19 protein-coding genes and 1 pseudogene are annotated in these 16,115 nt (G+C 59.1%); 10 read left to right on the top strand and 10 right to left on the bottom strand.

Translation table 11 applies throughout. The annotated features are described in order from the left end of the window. Window positions 1-9: 9 nt before the first annotated feature. The 3 genes from CKW14_RS02010 to ggt form a co-directional block, all read right to left on the bottom strand. Entirely contained in the window at window positions 10-1,023 is a 1,014-nt protein-coding gene (locus CKW14_RS02010; RefSeq protein WP_095048052.1) for a lysozyme inhibitor LprI family protein, read from the bottom strand. A 196-nt stretch (window positions 1,024-1,219) separates the two neighbouring features. After that, window positions 1,220-1,753, bottom strand: a complete 534-nt coding sequence (locus CKW14_RS02005) for a cysteine hydrolase family protein (RefSeq protein ID WP_095048053.1) — start codon at window positions 1,751-1,753, stop codon at window positions 1,220-1,222. Window positions 1,754-1,819: 66 nt separating this feature from the next. Continuing rightward, the gene (gene ggt, locus CKW14_RS02000) at window positions 1,820-3,547 is read right to left on the bottom strand and encodes a gamma-glutamyltransferase (RefSeq protein ID WP_095124509.1); all 1,728 of its coding nucleotides are present in this window, start codon (window positions 3,545-3,547) and stop codon (window positions 1,820-1,822) included. 154 nt (window positions 3,548-3,701) lie between these two features. Here ggt and CKW14_RS01995 point away from each other — a divergent pair, with 154 nt between their 5' ends. After that, window positions 3,702-4,217 carry a methylated-DNA--[protein]-cysteine S-methyltransferase gene (locus CKW14_RS01995; RefSeq protein WP_095048054.1) on the top strand — a complete coding sequence of 172 codons (516 nt, stop codon included), beginning with the start codon at window positions 3,702-3,704 and terminating at the stop codon, window positions 4,215-4,217. Between the two features lie 98 nt (window positions 4,218-4,315). Here CKW14_RS01995 and CKW14_RS01990 read toward each other — a convergent pair whose 3' ends face one another. The 4 genes and pseudogenes from CKW14_RS01990 to CKW14_RS01975 all read right to left on the bottom strand — a co-directional run bounded on the left by CKW14_RS01990 (window position 4,316) and on the right by CKW14_RS01975 (window position 7,395). Continuing rightward, on the bottom strand, window positions 4,316-4,903 hold the full coding sequence (locus tag CKW14_RS01990) for an NUDIX domain-containing protein (protein WP_095124508.1): 588 nt from the start codon (window positions 4,901-4,903) through the stop codon (window positions 4,316-4,318). Window positions 4,904-5,055: 152 nt separating this feature from the next. Continuing rightward, window positions 5,056-6,057: pseudogene (locus tag CKW14_RS01985) on the bottom strand (chitinase); the annotation flags it as partial. 43 nt (window positions 6,058-6,100) lie between these two features. After that, window positions 6,101-6,736, bottom strand: a complete 636-nt coding sequence (locus tag CKW14_RS01980) for a lytic polysaccharide monooxygenase auxiliary activity family 9 protein (RefSeq protein ID WP_095124506.1) — start codon at window positions 6,734-6,736, stop codon at window positions 6,101-6,103. Between the two features lie 221 nt (window positions 6,737-6,957). After that, entirely contained in the window at window positions 6,958-7,395 is a 438-nt protein-coding gene (locus tag CKW14_RS01975; RefSeq protein WP_093434348.1) for a hemerythrin domain-containing protein, read from the bottom strand. Between the two features lie 147 nt (window positions 7,396-7,542). Between CKW14_RS01975 and CKW14_RS01970 the strand changes: the two genes are divergently transcribed. Then, window positions 7,543-7,968 carry an N-acetyltransferase gene (locus CKW14_RS01970; protein WP_095048058.1) on the top strand — a complete coding sequence of 142 codons (426 nt, stop codon included), beginning with the start codon at window positions 7,543-7,545 and terminating at the stop codon, window positions 7,966-7,968. Window positions 7,969-8,084: 116 nt separating this feature from the next. Here CKW14_RS01970 and CKW14_RS01965 read toward each other — a convergent pair whose 3' ends face one another. After that, a complete protein-coding gene (locus tag CKW14_RS01965) occupies window positions 8,085-8,435 on the bottom strand; it encodes a hypothetical protein (protein ID WP_095124505.1) in 351 nt (116 codons plus the stop codon). Window positions 8,436-8,569: 134 nt separating this feature from the next. Here CKW14_RS01965 and CKW14_RS01960 point away from each other — a divergent pair, with 134 nt between their 5' ends. The 8 genes from CKW14_RS01960 (at window position 8,570) to CKW14_RS01925 (ending at window position 13,296) form a co-directional block, all read left to right on the top strand. Continuing rightward, window positions 8,570-8,899 (top strand): DUF6388 family protein, encoded by a 330-nt coding sequence (locus tag CKW14_RS01960; RefSeq protein ID WP_095124704.1) that lies wholly within the window; start codon window positions 8,570-8,572, stop codon window positions 8,897-8,899. Between the two features lie 25 nt (window positions 8,900-8,924). After that, window positions 8,925-9,629 (top strand): YoaK family protein, encoded by a 705-nt coding sequence (locus tag CKW14_RS01955; protein ID WP_095048060.1) that lies wholly within the window; start codon window positions 8,925-8,927, stop codon window positions 9,627-9,629. A 200-nt stretch (window positions 9,630-9,829) separates the two neighbouring features. Next, window positions 9,830-10,222: a sulfurtransferase complex subunit TusD gene (gene tusD, locus CKW14_RS01950; RefSeq protein WP_095124703.1), complete on the top strand. Its 393-nt coding sequence runs from the start codon at window positions 9,830-9,832 to the stop codon at window positions 10,220-10,222. A 1-nt stretch (window position 10,223) separates the two neighbouring features. After that, the gene (gene tusC, locus CKW14_RS01945) at window positions 10,224-10,580 is read left to right on the top strand and encodes a sulfurtransferase complex subunit TusC (RefSeq protein ID WP_095048061.1); all 357 of its coding nucleotides are present in this window, start codon (window positions 10,224-10,226) and stop codon (window positions 10,578-10,580) included. Continuing rightward, window positions 10,580-10,873 (top strand): sulfurtransferase complex subunit TusB, encoded by a 294-nt coding sequence (gene tusB, locus CKW14_RS01940; RefSeq protein WP_095124504.1) that lies wholly within the window; start codon window positions 10,580-10,582, stop codon window positions 10,871-10,873. The genes tusC and tusB overlap by 1 nt, the downstream gene beginning before the upstream one ends. After that, window positions 10,870-11,205 (top strand): TusE/DsrC/DsvC family sulfur relay protein, encoded by a 336-nt coding sequence (locus CKW14_RS01935; protein WP_095124503.1) that lies wholly within the window; start codon window positions 10,870-10,872, stop codon window positions 11,203-11,205. The genes tusB and CKW14_RS01935 overlap by 4 nt, the downstream gene beginning before the upstream one ends. Further along, entirely contained in the window at window positions 11,202-12,203 is a 1,002-nt protein-coding gene (locus CKW14_RS01930) for a glycosyl transferase family protein (RefSeq protein WP_095124502.1), read from the top strand. The genes CKW14_RS01935 and CKW14_RS01930 overlap by 4 nt, the downstream gene beginning before the upstream one ends. Before the next feature lie 91 nt (window positions 12,204-12,294). Beyond that, the gene (locus tag CKW14_RS01925; RefSeq protein ID WP_095124501.1) at window positions 12,295-13,296 is read left to right on the top strand and encodes a glutathione S-transferase family protein; all 1,002 of its coding nucleotides are present in this window, start codon (window positions 12,295-12,297) and stop codon (window positions 13,294-13,296) included. A gap of 132 nt (window positions 13,297-13,428) precedes the next feature. Here the strand turns inward: CKW14_RS01925 and cysG are convergent, their stop codons facing one another. Together cysG and serS are read right to left on the bottom strand one after the other, a co-directional pair. Continuing rightward, window positions 13,429-14,823: a siroheme synthase CysG gene (gene cysG / locus CKW14_RS01920; RefSeq protein ID WP_095124500.1), complete on the bottom strand. Its 1,395-nt coding sequence runs from the start codon at window positions 14,821-14,823 to the stop codon at window positions 13,429-13,431. Further along, window positions 14,824-16,104, bottom strand: a complete 1,281-nt coding sequence (gene serS, locus CKW14_RS01915; RefSeq protein ID WP_038369693.1) for a serine--tRNA ligase — start codon at window positions 16,102-16,104, stop codon at window positions 14,824-14,826. Window positions 16,105-16,115 lie beyond the last annotated feature (11 nt).

The following is a 16,115-nucleotide window of genomic DNA, read 5'->3' as shown; positions in this document are numbered from 1 at the left end:
CTGCGCCGATCAGGGCATGAAGTCTACGGGGAGTTCCAGATGATCTTTCATGCGCTCGTTCCAGTCGTGCAAGGCGCCAGGTAGACGTTTTTTCCATTTCGCAACATCGGTGTAATAGCGCAGCCGCGAGTGTCCGGTGTTGTCGTAGGTAACCAACAAGACCCAGAAATGGCCATCGGCTGACCGCATCACGATGCCGGTGCCACCCAGGCCGCGCATCCACATCTCCCAGACCTGACTACCCGGCACATCAGCGGAAGGTTCAGCGGTCATCAACGAACCGGACTTTTCCACCAGCGTCTGATAATCAGTCTTGAGCAACGTGTGCAGTGCCTGGTTTTCTTCCGGTGTTTGCGCCAGGCCCAGGCTGAGCATGTCGTAATCCAGCGTCAGCGGTTGCTGCGAAGCGACAAAACGACCGGTGTAGTAGACGCCCAACCCGGCACTGCAATATCCGCCTGCACCGACGATAGAAATATCCAGCACACCATTGATGGGGGTGAACAACAGGGTGCACTGGTCTTCCGAGTAAACGGCTTTACCGTCCTTGAGTGTGGCAACGCCATCCAGATCACCGGAGTTGGCGCCCTCAGCCGCCGTGATGTCGATGCTGATGTGCGTGGGATCGCGGCGCTGGGTTATGACTGTCGCCGAGGTTGCGGTCCCTGGCGGAATGAGCTGCCAGGTCGCGTCCCAACTGAAGGGCTGGGTGGCGTGTTCAAGTTCGGTCAGGCGCATTAAATACTGCCGACGCAAACAGGCTGTCTGATCGCCACAGGCGTTGCGGTTTTTCAGCCACTGTCGCTGGTCTGACTTGAGGGCTTTGGCATCGGGGACATCAGCCGATGTCGAGTGCCAGAGCTTGCCCAGCTTCTCATCGAGTTGCGAGATCTGCGGGTCGCCACAAATGGCTTTTTCAGTTTTGCTGGCGGCACTGGTGCAATCAAAACTGCTGGCGTGGGTGATAGAGGCAAACGCAAGGCACATCAGCGCCAAGGCATGACGCAGGGAGATAGCGAACATCGAGAGATTCCATTCTTCGGACGGCGCGCAGTATGCCAGTGCTGCCAGCGGAAATCCCTGATGTACATAGCAATCAGGATTTCGCAATCACTGTAGGAGTGAGCCTGCTCGCGATAGCGTTCGGTCAGACGATGTTGCATCAAATGCCACACCGCTATCGCGAGCAGGCTCACTCCTACAGGTTTTGTGTGGATGGTCAGAACGTGATGCTGGCTGCGGGTTTGACGTCGATACGCGCCACCGAGCCAGTCAGATGCGCCAGATCCTTGTTGTGCTCGGCGATGATGTCTTCGGCGCTCATATTGCCGTTGTCGACGGTGGAATGCGCGTCGGCGGCAAGCACTACGTCATAACCCAGCTCATGGGCCCGGCGTACGGTCGCATTGACACAGTAATCGGTTTGCAGACCGCAAATAACCAGTCGTTCGAAGTCTTCGCTTGGCAAAAATTTACCCAGGTCAGTCTGGTAAAACGAGTCCCGGGTGGTCTTGCGTACGCGCAAGTCACTGGCGACGGTTAACAGTTCATCAGCCAGTTGCCAGCCTTCGGCACCATGGGCCAACGGGCTGTCCTCTTCTTCATGCTGGATCAGCACCACGCGCACGCCAGCCTTGCGTGCGCGAGCACTGAGGCCGTTGATGGTGTCGATCACACGCTGAATGTCGTAGCACTGATATTCGCCCGAGCAGAGGGCGCGCTGGACGTCGATGATCAGTAATGCGGTGGTCATGATGAGCCTTCCTTGATCAGTCCTTGAGACAGGGGCGGACGTAAGCCCGCCCCCTTTTTACGCTCCTCAGTAACCCAGTGACAAGCCCGTGTTGCGGCGTGGATCGTTGGCGCCGTAGAAACGGTTTTTGCCGACCGGCTTACCGCCCAGGGAAGGTGCACCCACCAGAATCGCGGCGATGTGGTTGGCGTCCTGCGGACCGGCGAACTTGTGACCCCAGCTCTCGAGGAGCTTCTTCGTGTCGGGGCTGGCGGCGAAGTCTTCGAGGTTGGTTTCCTCCGGCATCCACTGCTGGTGGAAGCGTGGCGCATTGACCGCTTCCTGCAGGCCCATGCCGTAGTCGATGACGTTGAGCATGGTCAGCAAAGTCGCCGTGATAATACGGCTGCCGCCCGGTGTACCGACCACCATCACCACTTTGCCATCCTTGGTGACAATGGTCGGGCTCATCGACGACAGCGGTGCCTTGCCCGGAGCAATCGCATTGGCTTCGCCCTGCACCAGGCCGTACATGTTCGGCACACCGACCTTGGAGGTGAAGTCGTCCATTTCATCGTTGAGAATCACCCCGGTCTTGCTCGCCATCACGCCCGCGCCGAACCAGTCATTGAGGGTGTAAGTGACCGACACCGCATTGCCCCACTTGTCGACGATCGAGTAGTGAGTGGTGTTGCTGCCTTCATGGGGGGCTACGCCGGGTTTGAGTTCAGCCGACACGCCGGCCTTTTGCGGCTGGATGGCGTCGCGCAGTTTGGTCGCGTAGTTCTTGTCCAGCAGATGCTCAATCGGATTTTTGACGAAATCCGGATCGCCCAGGTAGCTGTTGCGATCAACATAGGCGTGGCGCATGGCTTCGATCTGATAATGCATGCCCTGGGCCGAATGGAAGCCCAGATCCTTCATCGGAAAGCCTTCGAGGATGTTCATGATCTGGCAGATCACTACCCCGCCAGAGCTTGGCGGCGGCGCCGAGACCACGTGATAACCACGGTAGTCGCATTCCACCGGAGCCAGTTCGCGGGTCTTGTATTTATCGAGGTCAGCCTGGGTGATGATGCCTTTGTTGGCCTGGCTGGAGGTGACGATGGCGTCGGCAACCCAGCCTTTATAGAAGCCGTCGGCGCCTTTTTCGGAAATGGTCCGCAGGGTTTTGCCGAGATCCTTCTGCACCAGTTTCTGCCCGACCTGCATCGGCTCGCCGTTATGCAGGAAGATCGAACCGGAGTCGCGCATGTCCTTCTTGAACACGTCGGTGGCGTACTCCAGCAACTCGACGTCACCCTGCTCCAGCGCAAAACCGTCTTCCGCCAGTTTGATCGCCGGCGCAATCATTTCCTTGCGCGGTTTGGTCCCGTATTTGCTCAGCGCCAGCTCCATGCCGGACACGGTGCCCGGCACGCCCACCGCCAGGTGGCCACGGGTACTCAAGTCGGGAATGACGTTGCCTTCCTTGTCGAGGTACATGTTGGCAGTGGCCGCCAGTGGTGCTTTCTCACGAAAATCGAGGAAGGTCTTGCGCCCGTCTGCCAGTTGAATGGTCATGAAGCCGCCTCCGCCCAGGTTGCCTGCTGCGGGATAGACCACCGCCAGCGCGTAACCCACGGCGACCGCCGCATCGACGGCATTACCGCCACTTTTCAATACGTCGACGCCGACATGGGTGGCCAGATGTTGCGCGGTGACCACCATGCCGTTTTCTGCGGCAACCGGTGCCACCGACGCCGCGTGAGCCATGAGACAGCTGAGTGCCAGTGAGGTCGCTATCAGCGATTTGGCCAAAGGTTCGTACTTCATGAGTCGATCTCTTTTTTGTTTTCAGGGTCTGTGCAGAACAGAAGGGGGGAACGCTGCAAAAGCACCAAGCAGTATGGTCGGCTTTGCGTATTGCGCCTCCCCGATCAGGCAGTATGCTGGGCGCTGTTGCCGCCCTGCTCCGGAGTCTGCCGTCATGTCTTATACGTTCATCACCGTGCCATCGCCCGTCGGCGAGCTGAAGCTGGTCGCGAACGGCTCACGACTGGCGGCCATCCTCTGGGAAAACGATAAACCCGACCGCGTGCGCCTCGGGCCGATGAGCGAGGCACACGACAATCCGATCCTGATTCGAACGGCTCGACAACTTGAAGAATATTTTTCCGGGACGCGTGACTGTTTTGATCTGGAACTGGATTTCGCTGGCACCGATTTTCAGAAAAAGGTCTGGGCGGCGCTGCTGACCATTCCCTTCGGCCAGACGCGCACCTACAGCCAGATTGCCAGACAGATTGGCAATCCCGCTGCTGTGCGGGCAGTAGGCGCCGCCAACGGACGCAACCCGATTTCCATTGTGGCGCCTTGTCATCGGGTGATCGGCGCCTCGGGGAAGCTCACCGGGTTCGCCGGGGGGCTAGAGGCGAAAGAGCACTTGCTGACCCTGGAGGGTGGCGACTGGTCGACGGTTGGCAAAACCGGGGATTTGTTCTAGTCAGTCAATACAGATCAAGAGATCGCAGCCTTCGGCAGCTCCTACCCTGGAATGCGTTTTCCTGTAGAAGCTGCCGAAGGCTGCGATCTTTTGATTTATCAGGTAAACACGTTATTCATCGCCGCGTACTGCAACAGCATGATGGTCTTGGCGTCGCAGATCTCGCCGCGCTGAAACGCCGCCAGCGCTTCGTCGAAGCTCCACTCCAGCACCTCAAGTTCTTCAGTCTCTTCTTCCAGACCACCACCTTCGCTGACCTTCGATGCCGCGTCGTATTCGGCAATGAAAAAGTGCAGCTTCTCGGTCACTGAACCCGGACTCATGTAAGCCTCGAACACCTTCTTCACATCGTGCACGCGATAACCGGTTTCCTCCTCGGCTTCATCGCGAATCCGCTGCTCCGGCGCAGCGCCCTCGAGCAAGCCTGCAGCCACCTCGATCAACAAACCATCATGACCATTGACGAATACCGGCAAACGAAACTGCCGGGTCAGTACCACCGTGCGCTTTTCACGGTTGAACAGCAGAATCGCTGCGCCGTTACCACGGTCGTAGACCTCACGGGTCTGACGCTGCCACTCACCGTTGTTGCGGTGATAGTCGAAGGTAATTTTCTTCAGCAGGTACCAGTCGTGGGACAACACCTGAGTGTCGACGATGCTGACCCGCTCGGCTGTGTTGGACATGACGCTTGATCCTGTTTCCTGAATAAGCCGCCATGGTCGAATAATTGCGCCAACAAAAAAAGCCCGGCAGCGCTACCGGGCTTCTTTATTTGCAACTAACGAGCGACGTGCGACCGCGAGTCATCGACATCCTGCTCGACTGAACGAACCCCGTGAATCAACGGCCCATAACGCCGGCTGAACTCCCAGTTGTACGGCACGCCATCCTTGCTGGTGCCGTTGTCCCAGTTTACCGACCAGGTCATCAGGCCTTTGATCGGCAGCCCTTTGATCGCCAGACGTTTGAGGACGTTACCGACCACGGTTTTGTCGATCACATAACCGGTTGCCGCCGCATCGTTGTTGGCCGGCAGGCCTATGACGAATTTGTCCGCCGCGATGCGGGTGAAACCGCGTGTGCCGGTTACCAGACTTTCGGTCAGGTAGTAGAGGAAATCCTCTTTCAACGCATCGTTGTTCTGCGCAATCCACGCGCCCGCGCCGTTGTTGGCTTCCTGCACCCAGACCCCGTCGCCACCCTGGTTGTAGAACTGCGGGGCGATGAAGTCGTAGTAGCCTTCCAGGGCCTGCAGGTAGCTAAGGTATTTGCCGGTGCTGGTCAGGTATGGAAACTCCGGGGCCATGCTGATGATGAAGTGCTTGCCTTGGCCTGCGTAGTGATCCTTGACCAGTTTCAGTGCGGCCGGCAGGACGGTCTTGTTGGCCGCGAAATCAATCGCGCTCTGTTCAAGATCAATATCCAGGCCGTCGAAGCCGTAGGTTTCCACCAGACGGATGATTTCATTGGCCAGCGGTTGTTCCTGACCGCTGCGCAACTCGATGTGCGCATCGGCGCCACCGAGGGAGATCAACACGGCCCGCCCTTGGCTGTTGAGCACGCCGACCTGACGGCGGAACTCGGCATCGGAAACGTTGAACGGCTTGAAGGTCGGAATCCCGCTGCCCTTCATAAAGGCCACCGCGACCACGTTGTACTCCTTGGGCACTTGCTCCAGCGACAGGCTGGCGAAGCGGCCCTGACGATAACCATCGCTCGGGCCTGCGGGCCAGTTGTGCCAGAAGCCCATGAGGATCTTTTTGCCGGCAATGCTCGGCATCAGCGAGGCGGCATCGCTCGCGGCGTTTTGCACTAAAGAGAAATCGATTTTTGACATGTTCTAATCCTTCAGAACGTGTGGGTTTGGCGACGCAGCGCCGTTATTTGAAGTCGACGTCGAAGGCCTGATAGAAAGCGTTGCCGGTGTTGGCGACGATCCACATCAGCACGATCACGTGATGGCCTTTTTTGTTGGCCGGCAGTTTCACCGCGTGATTGACCTTGGCCTTCAGCTCATTCGGGTAGCTGTAATACGGCACCTGAGTGTAGAAGTCCTCGAAGAACGGTTGGGCTTCCAGTTGCGCGCGGCTGATGCGTTGTTTCGGGTCCCAGCCATCCTTGGTGATCAGCCAGCGATAGCCGCGAGTGGTGTGCGGCGCGGTGTATTCCCACTTGATTTCGAGGGTTTGTCCCGGGGTGACATTGAGCAGCGGCCAGGTGAATGGACGACCGAGTTTCTTGCTCATTTCTTCATGGGTGAAGTTAACGCAGTCGCGGGCATCACTCTTGCCACCGCTGAGGATGTAGCCGTCGGCCGGTGGCGTGACACTGTCCGAGTCGCTCTGGAATGGCGCCGGAAACGGCCCCGCTGCCAGCGCCGGGAAATTTTTCCCGCCTTCCATTTCATTGACCTGCCAGGCACCGAGCAGTCCTTGCTCAATGGCCACCGCACCGCGGCTGGCAGGAGAGATGACGCGACCATGTCGCAGTTGGGTTTGTGCTTGTGGTTGATTCATGTTTTTCACTCCGTTGATTTAAGAACTCTCCTTTCCGAGGAGAGGCCTTCAAGCTAACGGAGGCGAATTTTTTGTCCATCGGCGGTTTTGTCGCAGTCAGCGGATGAAGGCCAGCAAAACACTGCAAATACTGGATGCATATCCAGTCGTTTACGATAATACCCACCCGAGATGACGCCAAAAGATTACACGCCGATGCTGCAAAAACTGCCATTCAGTACTCACGGCAACTGTGCCTTGAACTCCTTTTCGTACTGCCCGGCGAGTTGTACTTTCTGTTTCTCGTTGAGCAATTTGCCGGCCATCTGGAAGAACTTCTGCTCTTCTTCCTTCAAATGATGATGAACCTTGTCCGACAGCTTCTTCGCGGTTGCCAACCACGCGGGACTGGACATCTCGGTCTCGTCGAGTTCTTCCATCATCTCGTCCATTTCATGGTGTTCAGCGATGGCATGGCGGCTCAGATCGACACCCTCGTCTAGCTCCATCAACGGAATGTAGAAATGGCGTTCTTCGGCGGTTTCGTGGGCTTGGAGTTCGGCTTTGAGTTGTTTGTACGCCTCGACCCGCTCCGGGGTGTCGCCGCTGGTTTCGATCAGGGTTTTGGCGTAGCTACGCTGGCGCTCATGGCTTTCGCGAAGGGCTTCGAAAATATTCATGGGGGATCCTCATCAACCGCGTGCTGGAATGACGCTGTAAAAGCTAGACCCCGGCGCGTGAGCGGCAGTTCCACCGGGTTGAGAGGGGCTTGGAAGATCACCGCCGGGCAGGATAGGCTGCGGGTTCAAACCACAAGGAAGTCGGGCATGAACTTGCGCATCGAGTTGTCACAACATTCCACAGAAGAAGAACGCCAAGCGATTCTCGCCCCCCTGCATGCCTATAACGTGGCCAAGGCCGGGATCGCGGTATCCGAACCGCTCACCCTGCTGGTGCGTGACGATCACGATCAGATTCTGGGTGGACTCTATGGCCGGCTGGTCTGCCAGTGGTTGTTCATCGATTTGCTGTCAGTGCCTGAAGCAGGCCGGGGCCAGGGTATTGGCTCGAAACTGATGCGTATGGCCGAAGAGCTGGCGCGGGAGAAAGGCTGCATCGGCGCATGGCTCGACACGTTCGACTTTCAGGCACCGGAGTTCTACAAGAAACTCGGGTACAGCCAGTTTGGTGAGATTGTCGATTATCCGCCGGGGCACAAGCGGCATTTTTTCCAGAAGCGACTTGTAGGTTGAATGTACCGACCCCTTCGCGAGCAGGCTCGCTCCCACATTTGGAATGCATTCCACGGTAGGATTGAGCCTGCTCCGGGCGGCGTTCCGACGATGCCGACAGCCACGTCAACGCATGATCAGAGGCAAGTCGCCAACGCGGCCAACCGGCGCTTGGCGACAAAGTCATCCTTCTGCGCGTAGTAATTCAGCGTCGTACCCGATGCTTCGGTGAGCACATCGACAAAAGACTCTGCCGAACGGGTATACACCGTCGTACCGCCCGATCTACGCGGTTCCAGATACGCCGCCGCATCCACGCCAAACACCGCTTCGTCCTGCCAGCCGAACTGCACACAACGCGCCACGTCTTTTTCGGCTTTGTCCGACGTCAACACTTTGTACGGGGTTTTCGTGCGAGCATCGTCCATCACCGAGCCTGCGCAACCGGCCAGCAGTGTCGCGGCCAGCGCTACCATCAGAATTCGCATTGCATTCGCTCATTCAGAAAAAAGCGGACTGTATCATCGCAGCAGCAGGAATCGTTCTGCTTTACTGCATTTATAGCGCGACAGGCGCAGGCCGCTGCGGCAACCTAAGGTCATCAGCCTCACAAGGAAAACACATGGCGCCTACCGACCAGCGACATGAACACGCCCTGAAAGTATTTCTCGAGGCGCGTCCCGAACTACGCGTATCCCTCGACCACCTCAACCCGCTACTGGCTCAGGCCAAAGGCGAAACGCAGGCGCAGTATCGTGAGGAGCGACTGCATGAAGCATTTGAGGCCGAAGCGGAAAGTCTCGGACTTTTTGCCTGGGAGTTGACCTTGCAACTGACGGCTGATTCGCCTGAGGAGTATCAGGCGCAGCGGTTGGAAGTACACCGTGAAGTCGCGGAAATGGCCGGGATGGGTTGGCCGGAGTATTGCGATCTGTATGGCATAGAACCATAACCGCCGCCCAAGGACACTTCTACCGATGCTGCCATCCGCCTCGACTCACCGCGCCAGCCCCGGGCATCTGCACACTCAGAAGTGGCGCGGGCGGATTGGTCTGGCGCTGGTGGCCAGCCTCTCGGTACTGGCCGGCATGACCGACGCCATCGGCTTTATGGCCAGCGGCGACTTCGTCTCGTTCATGAGCGGCAACACCACCCGACTTGCCGTGGCGATAAGCGATGGTGATATCGGGCTGACCCTGCGTTTGTTGATCCTCGTCGCCACTTTTATAGCCGGGAACGCCTTGGGCGTTATCGTTGCCCGTTTCGGTGGCCGCCGGGCGCTGCCGCTGCTGCTGTGTATCGCCACCCTGCTGTGTGCGGCGGCCGCCTGGCCATTCGACACCCAACTGCCGGCGCTGATGGCGGCGATCATTGCGATGGGCATGCTCAACGCGTCGGTTGAAGAGGTGAACGGCTTGCCGGTCGGACTGACTTACGTGACTGGCGCATTGTCGCGGTTCGGCCGTGGTTTGGGACGCTGGATGCTCGGCGAACGACGCAGCGGCTGGCGGGTGCAACTGGTGCCGTGGAGCGGGATGTTTATCGGCGCGATTCTGGGGGCGGTGCTGGAACACCACTTGGGACTCCAGGCGATGTTTGTCAGCGGTTTGCTGGCTGCAATCATCGGGCTGTTCTCCCTGAAAATCCCGCGCCGCTGGCAACTGGGCTACATGCCCCGTTAACGGACTCCTCAACCAACGCTCATGTAGGAGCTGTCGAGTGAAACGAGGCTGCGATCTTTTGATCTTGCTTTTAAAGATCAAGATCAAAAGATCGCAGCGTACCGCAGCTCCTACAGAGATCGTGTTTCGCTGCAAGCGCTGCGATCCTTTGCGGTCTGCAATGCTTTATCATGGCCGCAGTTTTGCTGATCGAGTCCGTCATGAAGTTCGCCATTGCGCTGTTTTCCGCCGCCCATGCGCCCTCCTCGCGCCGCGCCCTGCTGTTTGCACAAGCCGCGCTGGCCGGTGGGCATGAAATTGTCCGGCTGTTTTTCTATCAGGACGGCGTTTACAACGCTTCGGACGCGGTGGTCACCCCGCAGGACGAACTGGACCTGCCCAAACAATGGCGCACCTTCATCACCGAACAAAAGCTCGACGGCGTGGTGTGCATCGCCGCCGCCCTGCGCCGTGGCGTGCTGGACGCTGAAGAAGCCAAGCGCTATCAGCGTGACGCCGTTTCCGTCAGCGCGCCGTGGGAATTGTCCGGCCTCGGTCAGTTGCATGACGCGGTACAAGACGCTGACCGCTTGATCTGCTTCGGAGGTGCGTGAGATGGCTAAATCCCTGTTGATCATCAGCCGTCAATCGCCATGGTCTGGCCCCGCGGCCCGCGAAGCGCTGGACATCGTGCTGGCCGGTGGCGCCTTCGATCTGCCCATTGGCTTGCTGTTTCTCGATGATGGCGTCTTACAACTCGCCGCCGGGCAGAGCGCCAAGGCCCTGCAACAGAAAGACTTGAGCGCTAACCTGCAAGCGCTACCGATGTTTGGTGTCGAAGAGTTGTTCTACTGCGCAGAGAGCGCCAGCACTCGTGGCCTCGGCACTCTGTCGCTGGACGAAGCGCAGCCGCTGGCCGCCGAGCAAATCACCGCCCTTATTGACCGTTACGACCAGGTGATCACCCTCTGATGTCGACTTTGCATGTGTTGTCTCATTCCCCGTTTGGCGACGATCGCCTGACCAGTTGCCTGCGCCTGATCGGCAGCGCTGATGCTGTGTTGCTGTCCGGCGACGCGGTCTATGCTCTGCAACCGGGCACCGCGCCGTTCACCGCAATGCAAAGCCGCCAGATCAAATTGTTGGTTCTGGCCGAAGATGCACAGGCTCGCGCCATCGAAGTCCCGGACTGGGCTGAGGCCATTGATTACCCGGCCTTCGTCGAGCTGTCGATCCATCACGACAAGGTCAACAGCTGGTTATGAATGCCATGACCGTCGGCGCCCGCGCCATCGAACTGGACAAGGACGGATTTCTGGTCGACCTCAGCGACTGGTCGGCAGACGTCGCGAGCGCCCTCGCTGCCGCCGAAGAAATCGAGTTGACGCCCGAACACTGGGAAGTCCTCGAACTGCTGCGCAGCTTCTATGCCGAATTCCAGCTGTCCCCGGCCACCCGCCCATTGATCAAGTACACCGCACTGAAACTCGGCCCGGACAAAGGCAACAGCCTGCACCTCAACCGACTGTTCAAAGGCACCCCTGCCAAACTCGCCGCGAAACTGGCGGGCCTGCCCAAACCGACGAATTGCTTATGACCGACTTTCCAGCGCTGACCCTCGAAACCCCTGCCGAGCATCCGTTCGCCCAATTCGTGCGCATTCTCGGCAAGGGCAAACGCGGTGCGCGCGACCTGACGCGCGAAGAAGCCCGCGAAGCCATGGGCATGGTGCTCGACGACAAGGTTGAAGACACCCAGCTCGGCGCTTTTCTAATGTTGCTGCGACACAAGGAAGAAAGCGCCGAGGAGATGGCCGGCTTCACCGAAGCCCTGCGCGAGCGCTTGCAGGCGCCGGCGCTGAACGTCGATCTGGACTGGCCGACTTACGCTGGCAAGAAGCGTCATCTGCCGTGGTATCTGCTGGCAGCCAAGTGTCTGGCACAGAACGGCGTGCGCATTTTCATGCACGGCGGCGGCGCACACACCGCCGGGCGTCTGTACAGCGAGCAATTGCTTGGTGAATTGAACATTCCGCTGTGCCGCACTTGGCAGCAGGTCGGCACGGCGCTGGATAACGGTGGCCTGGCCTTCATGCCGCTGGTGGACTGGGCGCCGCAACTGCAAAAGATGATCGATTTGCGCAACACCCTGGGCCTACGCTCACCGATTCATTCCCTGGCGCGGATTCTCAATCCACTGGGCGCGCGTTGCGGCCTGCAAAGCATTTTCCATCCTGGGTATCAAGCCGTGCATCGCGATGCCAGTGGTTTGCTTGGCGACACGGCGATTGTGGTCAAAGGCGATGGCGGCGAAATCGAGATCAACCCGGATGCCGACAGCCACCTCTACGGCACCACCGGCGGCGAGAGCTGGGACGAGGAATGGCCGCAATTGTCGGCGCAACGCCACGTCAAACCGGCGACCCTGGACGTCGAACACCTGAAAGCCGTATGGCGTGGCGAGGTGGTCGACAGTTACCCGCAAATGGCGTTGATTGCGACCATGGCGCTGGCCTTGCGCGGTCTCGGTCAAAGCCGTGAGCAAGCCTTCGCAACCGCCGAGCACTACTGGGCCGCGCGGAACAAATCGATTTAACCGATCATTCGCGCCCGATCTTTGCGCTTTTTGTTCGAACTCATCGGAATAGACTCGACTCCAACGATTATTGGTTTACGGAGTCTTGATCATGGGTTTACTCGTCGATGGCCACTGGCAGGACAAGTGGTACGAAAGCAGCAAGGACGGCGCCTTCCAGCGCGAACAGGCCAAGCGCCGCAACTGGGTAACCGCCAACGGCGAACCCGGCCCCAGCGGTGAAGGCGGTTTTGCCGCGGAGGCCGGGCGCTATCACCTCTATGTTTCCCTCGCCTGTCCGTGGGCGCATCGCACGCTAATCCTGCGCAAACTCAAAGGACTGGAGAGTCTCATCGACGTCTCGGTGGTCAGTTGGTTGATGCTGGAAAATGGCTGGACCTTCGACACGGCGCTCGGCTCAACCGGCGATAAGCTCGATGGTTTTGAATTCATGCATCAGCGCTATACCGCCGACACTGCCGATTACACCGGCCGCGTCACCGTGCCGGTGCTGTGGGACAAAAAGCTCAAGCGCATCGTCAGCAACGAATCAGCGGAGATCATCCGCATGTTCAACAGCGCGTTTGATGGTTTGACCGGCAATGATCTGGATCTCTACCCGGCGCCATTACGCGGCGAGATCGATGCGCTGAACGAGCGGATTTATCCGGCGGTGAACAACGGCGTGTATCGCGCAGGTTTTGCGACGTCGCAACAGGCTTATGAAGAAGCGTTCGATGAGGTGTTTGCCGAGCTGGATCAGTTGGACCGGCTGCTGGGTGCCAATCGCTACTTGTCGGGTGAGTACCTGACGGAAGCGGACATCCGTTTGTTCACCACGATGATTCGTTTTGACGCGGTGTACCACGGCCACTTCAAGTGCAACCTGCGGCGGATTGCCGATTACCCGAATCTGTCGAACTGGCTGCGTGAGCTGTATCAGTGGCCGGGGATCGCCGAGACGGTGGATTTCCAGCACATCAAGAACCACTACTACGGCAGTCACAAGACGATCAATCCGACAGGGGTTGTGCCGAAAGGGCCGGAGCAGGATTTCACCGTGGCCCATGATCGGGCGCGTTTGAGCGGCAAAGGGGTTTGGTACCGGGGCTGAGATTTGTATTGTTTTTGAGGGCCCCATCGCTGGCAAGCCAGCTCCCACAGGGATTTTGGTGATACTGAAGATTGCAGCTTCAACACAAAACCTGTGGGAGCTGGCTTGCCAGCGATGGGGTCAACTCGGTTTTCAGACCTGCGCCTGAGCCCCTTCGAACCACGCCAGCTTCTCGCGCAGTTGCACCACTTCACCGACGATGACCAGTGTCGGCGCATGCACTTCATGCTCCGCCACCAGTCGCGGCAGGTCAGCCAGCGTGCCGGTGAAGACGCGCTGATTGACCGTGGTGCCCTGCTGAATCAATGCCGCCGGGGTATCGGCTGAACGACCATGTTTGATCAGTTGTTCGCAGATGACCGGCAACCCGACCAGGCCCATGTAGAACACCAGCGTCTGCGCCGGCGCGACAAGGTCGGCCCAAGGCAGATCGGTGGAGCCGTCCTTCAGATGGCCGGTAACAAAGCGCACCGACTGCGCGTGATCACGATGCGTCAGCGGAATCCCGGCATATGCCGCGCAACCACTGGCCGCCGTGATACCCGGCACAACCTGAAACGGAATGCCGTGAGCGGCCAGTTCTTCGATCTCTTCGCCACCCCGGCCGAAGATAAACGGATCACCGCCCTTCAACCGCACCACACGCTTGCCGGCCTTGGCCAGGTCGACCAGTTGCTGGTTGATCTGATCCTGTGGCACGGCGTGATCAGACCGACGTTTGCCGACGTAGACCCGCTCGGCATCACGACGGCACAGCTCAAGAATCGCTGGCGCCACCAAGCGGTCGTACAGCACCACGTCGGCTTGCTGCATCAGACGCAACGCCTTGAAGGTCAGCAGGTCTGGATCGCCCGGGCCTGCCCCGACCAGATACACCTCACCGGTCGTGACCATGGCTTCACCATCGATCTTGGCTTGCAGCAGACGCTCGGCTTCGGCGCCCTGCCCGGCCAGTTGCCGGTCGGCAATCGGCCCCTGAAACACGTCTTCCCAGAAACCACGACGCTGCTGCACATCCGGAAACAGGCTTTTCACCTGATTGCGGAAACGCGCGGCGAGCCCGGCCAATTGGCCGTAGGTCGATGGAATCCAGGTTTCGATCTTGGCGCGGATCAAACGCGCCAGCACCGGCGCATCGCCGCCGCTGGACACGGCTATGATCAGCGGCGAACGGTCGACGATCGCCGGGAAGATCACACTGCACAAGGCAGGCGCGTCGACCACGTTGACCGGCACGCAGCGCTTGTGCGCATCGGTGGAGACTTGGGCGTTCAGCGTCTCATCGTCGGTGGCGGCAATAATCAGCCCGCAACCGTCGAGATCCGCCTCGACGTAACCGCGCAACAGGCATTCACCGCCAGAAGCGGCGACCAGTTCACGCAGTTGCGTTTCGATTTCAGGTGCGACCACCCGCAGCAGCGCACCGGCATCGGCCAGCAGGCGGGATTTGCGCAAGGCAATTTCCCCCCCACCGACGACCAACACACGACTGCCGCGCAGGTTGTGAAACAGCGGCAGATATTTCATTTAGCCGATGACCTCAAGGCCACCCATGTACGGCTTGAGTACGTCCGGCACACGGATCGAGCCGTCGGCCTGCTGGTAGTTTTCCAGCACGGCAACCAGCGTACGACCAACCGCCAGACCGGAACCGTTCAGGGTGTGCACCAGCTCAGGCTTGCCGGTTTCCGGGTTGCGGAAACGCGCTTGCATACGACGGGCCTGGAAGTCGCCGCAGTTCGAGCACGACGAAATCTCGCGGTACTTGTCCTGGCTCGGGATCCACACTTCCAGATCGTAAGTCTTGACCGCGCTGAAACCCATGTCGCCAGTGCACAGCGCCAGAGTGCGGTAAGGCAGACCGAGCAGTTGCAGGACTTTTTCTGCGTTGGCGGTCAGGCCTTCCAGCGCCTCCATCGATTGCGATGGCTCAACGATCTGGACCATTTCAACTTTGTCGAACTGGTGCTGACGGATCATGCCGCGAGTGTCACGGCCCGACGCGCCGGCTTCACTGCGGAAGCACGGAGTGTGCGCGACGAACTTGATCGGCAGCAGTTTCGAATCGACGATTTCGCCCGCAACGATGTTGGTCAGCGACACTTCAGCGGTCGGGATCAGATACAGATCGGCTTCGCCTTCGCGAGCGATCTTGAACAGGTCTTCTTCGAACTTCGGCAGTTGACCGGTGCCTTGCAGCGCCGGCGCCTGAACCAGATAAGGCGTGTAAGCCTCTTCGTAGCCGTGCTCGTTGACGTGCAGGTTGATCATGAACTGCGCCAGGGCGCGGTGCAGACGCGCGATCGGGCCACGCAGCAGGGCGAAACGCGCACCGGACAGCTTGGCGGCGGTTTCGAAATCCAGCCAGCCGAACTTCTCGCCCAGGGCAACGTGATCTTTCACTTCGAAGTCGAACGCGGTCGGCGTGCCCCAGCGGCGCACTTCAACGTTGTCGTCTTCGTCTTTGCCGACCGGCACGGATTCGTGCGGCAGGTTGGGGATACCGAGCAGGATCGAGTCCAGTTCGGTCTGGATCGCGTCCAGCTCGACTTTACCGGCACTCAGTTCGCCCGCCATGCGCTCAACGTCCGCCATCAACGGCGCGATGTCTTCGCCGCGCTGCTTGGCCTGACCGATGGATTTGGAACGCGCGTTACGCTCAGCCTGCAGTGCTTCGGTGCGGGTCTGGACGGTCTTACGCTGTTCTTCCAGCGCTTCGATGCGCGCGGTATCCAGGGCAAAGCCACGGGAAGCCAGGCGGTCCGCTACGTCCTGAAGGTTGCTACGTAACAGTTTGGAATCGAGCATGTCGGTTTCTC

It is taken from the genome of Pseudomonas sp. Irchel s3a12 (assembly GCF_900187485.1).
GTDB classification, from domain to species: domain Bacteria; phylum Pseudomonadota; class Gammaproteobacteria; order Pseudomonadales; family Pseudomonadaceae; genus Aquipseudomonas; species Aquipseudomonas neuropathica.
Note: the sequence above shows the minus strand (reverse complement) of the source record. Positions and strands in the feature narration are given on the sequence as shown.

Coding starts and splice junctions, on each gene's coding strand:
- ggt (WP_095124509.1), bottom strand. CDS start 3,547: ATGAAGTACGAACCTTTGGCCAAATCGCTGATAGCGACCTCACTGGCA.
- CKW14_RS02005 (WP_095048053.1), bottom strand. CDS start 1,753: ATGACCACCGCATTACTGATCATCGACGTCCAGCGCGCCCTCTGCTCG.
- cysG (WP_095124500.1), bottom strand. CDS start 14,823: ATGAAATATCTGCCGCTGTTTCACAACCTGCGCGGCAGTCGTGTGTTG.
- CKW14_RS01965 (WP_095124505.1), bottom strand. CDS start 8,435: ATGCGAATTCTGATGGTAGCGCTGGCCGCGACACTGCTGGCCGGTTGC.
- CKW14_RS01960 (WP_095124704.1), top strand. CDS start 8,570: ATGGCGCCTACCGACCAGCGACATGAACACGCCCTGAAAGTATTTCTC.
- CKW14_RS01990 (WP_095124508.1), bottom strand. CDS start 4,903: ATGTCCAACACAGCCGAGCGGGTCAGCATCGTCGACACTCAGGTGTTG.
- tusB (WP_095124504.1), top strand. CDS start 10,580: ATGTCGACTTTGCATGTGTTGTCTCATTCCCCGTTTGGCGACGATCGC.
- CKW14_RS01995 (WP_095048054.1), top strand. CDS start 3,702: ATGTCTTATACGTTCATCACCGTGCCATCGCCCGTCGGCGAGCTGAAG.
- CKW14_RS01975 (WP_093434348.1), bottom strand. CDS start 7,395: ATGAATATTTTCGAAGCCCTTCGCGAAAGCCATGAGCGCCAGCGTAGC.
- tusD (WP_095124703.1), top strand. CDS start 9,830: ATGAAGTTCGCCATTGCGCTGTTTTCCGCCGCCCATGCGCCCTCCTCG.
- tusC (WP_095048061.1), top strand. CDS start 10,224: ATGGCTAAATCCCTGTTGATCATCAGCCGTCAATCGCCATGGTCTGGC.
- CKW14_RS02010 (WP_095048052.1), bottom strand. CDS start 1,023: ATGTTCGCTATCTCCCTGCGTCATGCCTTGGCGCTGATGTGCCTTGCG.
- CKW14_RS01970 (WP_095048058.1), top strand. CDS start 7,543: ATGAACTTGCGCATCGAGTTGTCACAACATTCCACAGAAGAAGAACGC.
- CKW14_RS01935 (WP_095124503.1), top strand. CDS start 10,870: ATGAATGCCATGACCGTCGGCGCCCGCGCCATCGAACTGGACAAGGAC.
- serS (WP_038369693.1), bottom strand. CDS start 16,104: ATGCTCGATTCCAAACTGTTACGTAGCAACCTTCAGGACGTAGCGGAC.
- CKW14_RS01925 (WP_095124501.1), top strand. CDS start 12,295: ATGGGTTTACTCGTCGATGGCCACTGGCAGGACAAGTGGTACGAAAGC.
- CKW14_RS01930 (WP_095124502.1), top strand. CDS start 11,202: ATGACCGACTTTCCAGCGCTGACCCTCGAAACCCCTGCCGAGCATCCG.
- CKW14_RS01955 (WP_095048060.1), top strand. CDS start 8,925: ATGCTGCCATCCGCCTCGACTCACCGCGCCAGCCCCGGGCATCTGCAC.
- CKW14_RS01980 (WP_095124506.1), bottom strand. CDS start 6,736: ATGAATCAACCACAAGCACAAACCCAACTGCGACATGGTCGCGTCATC.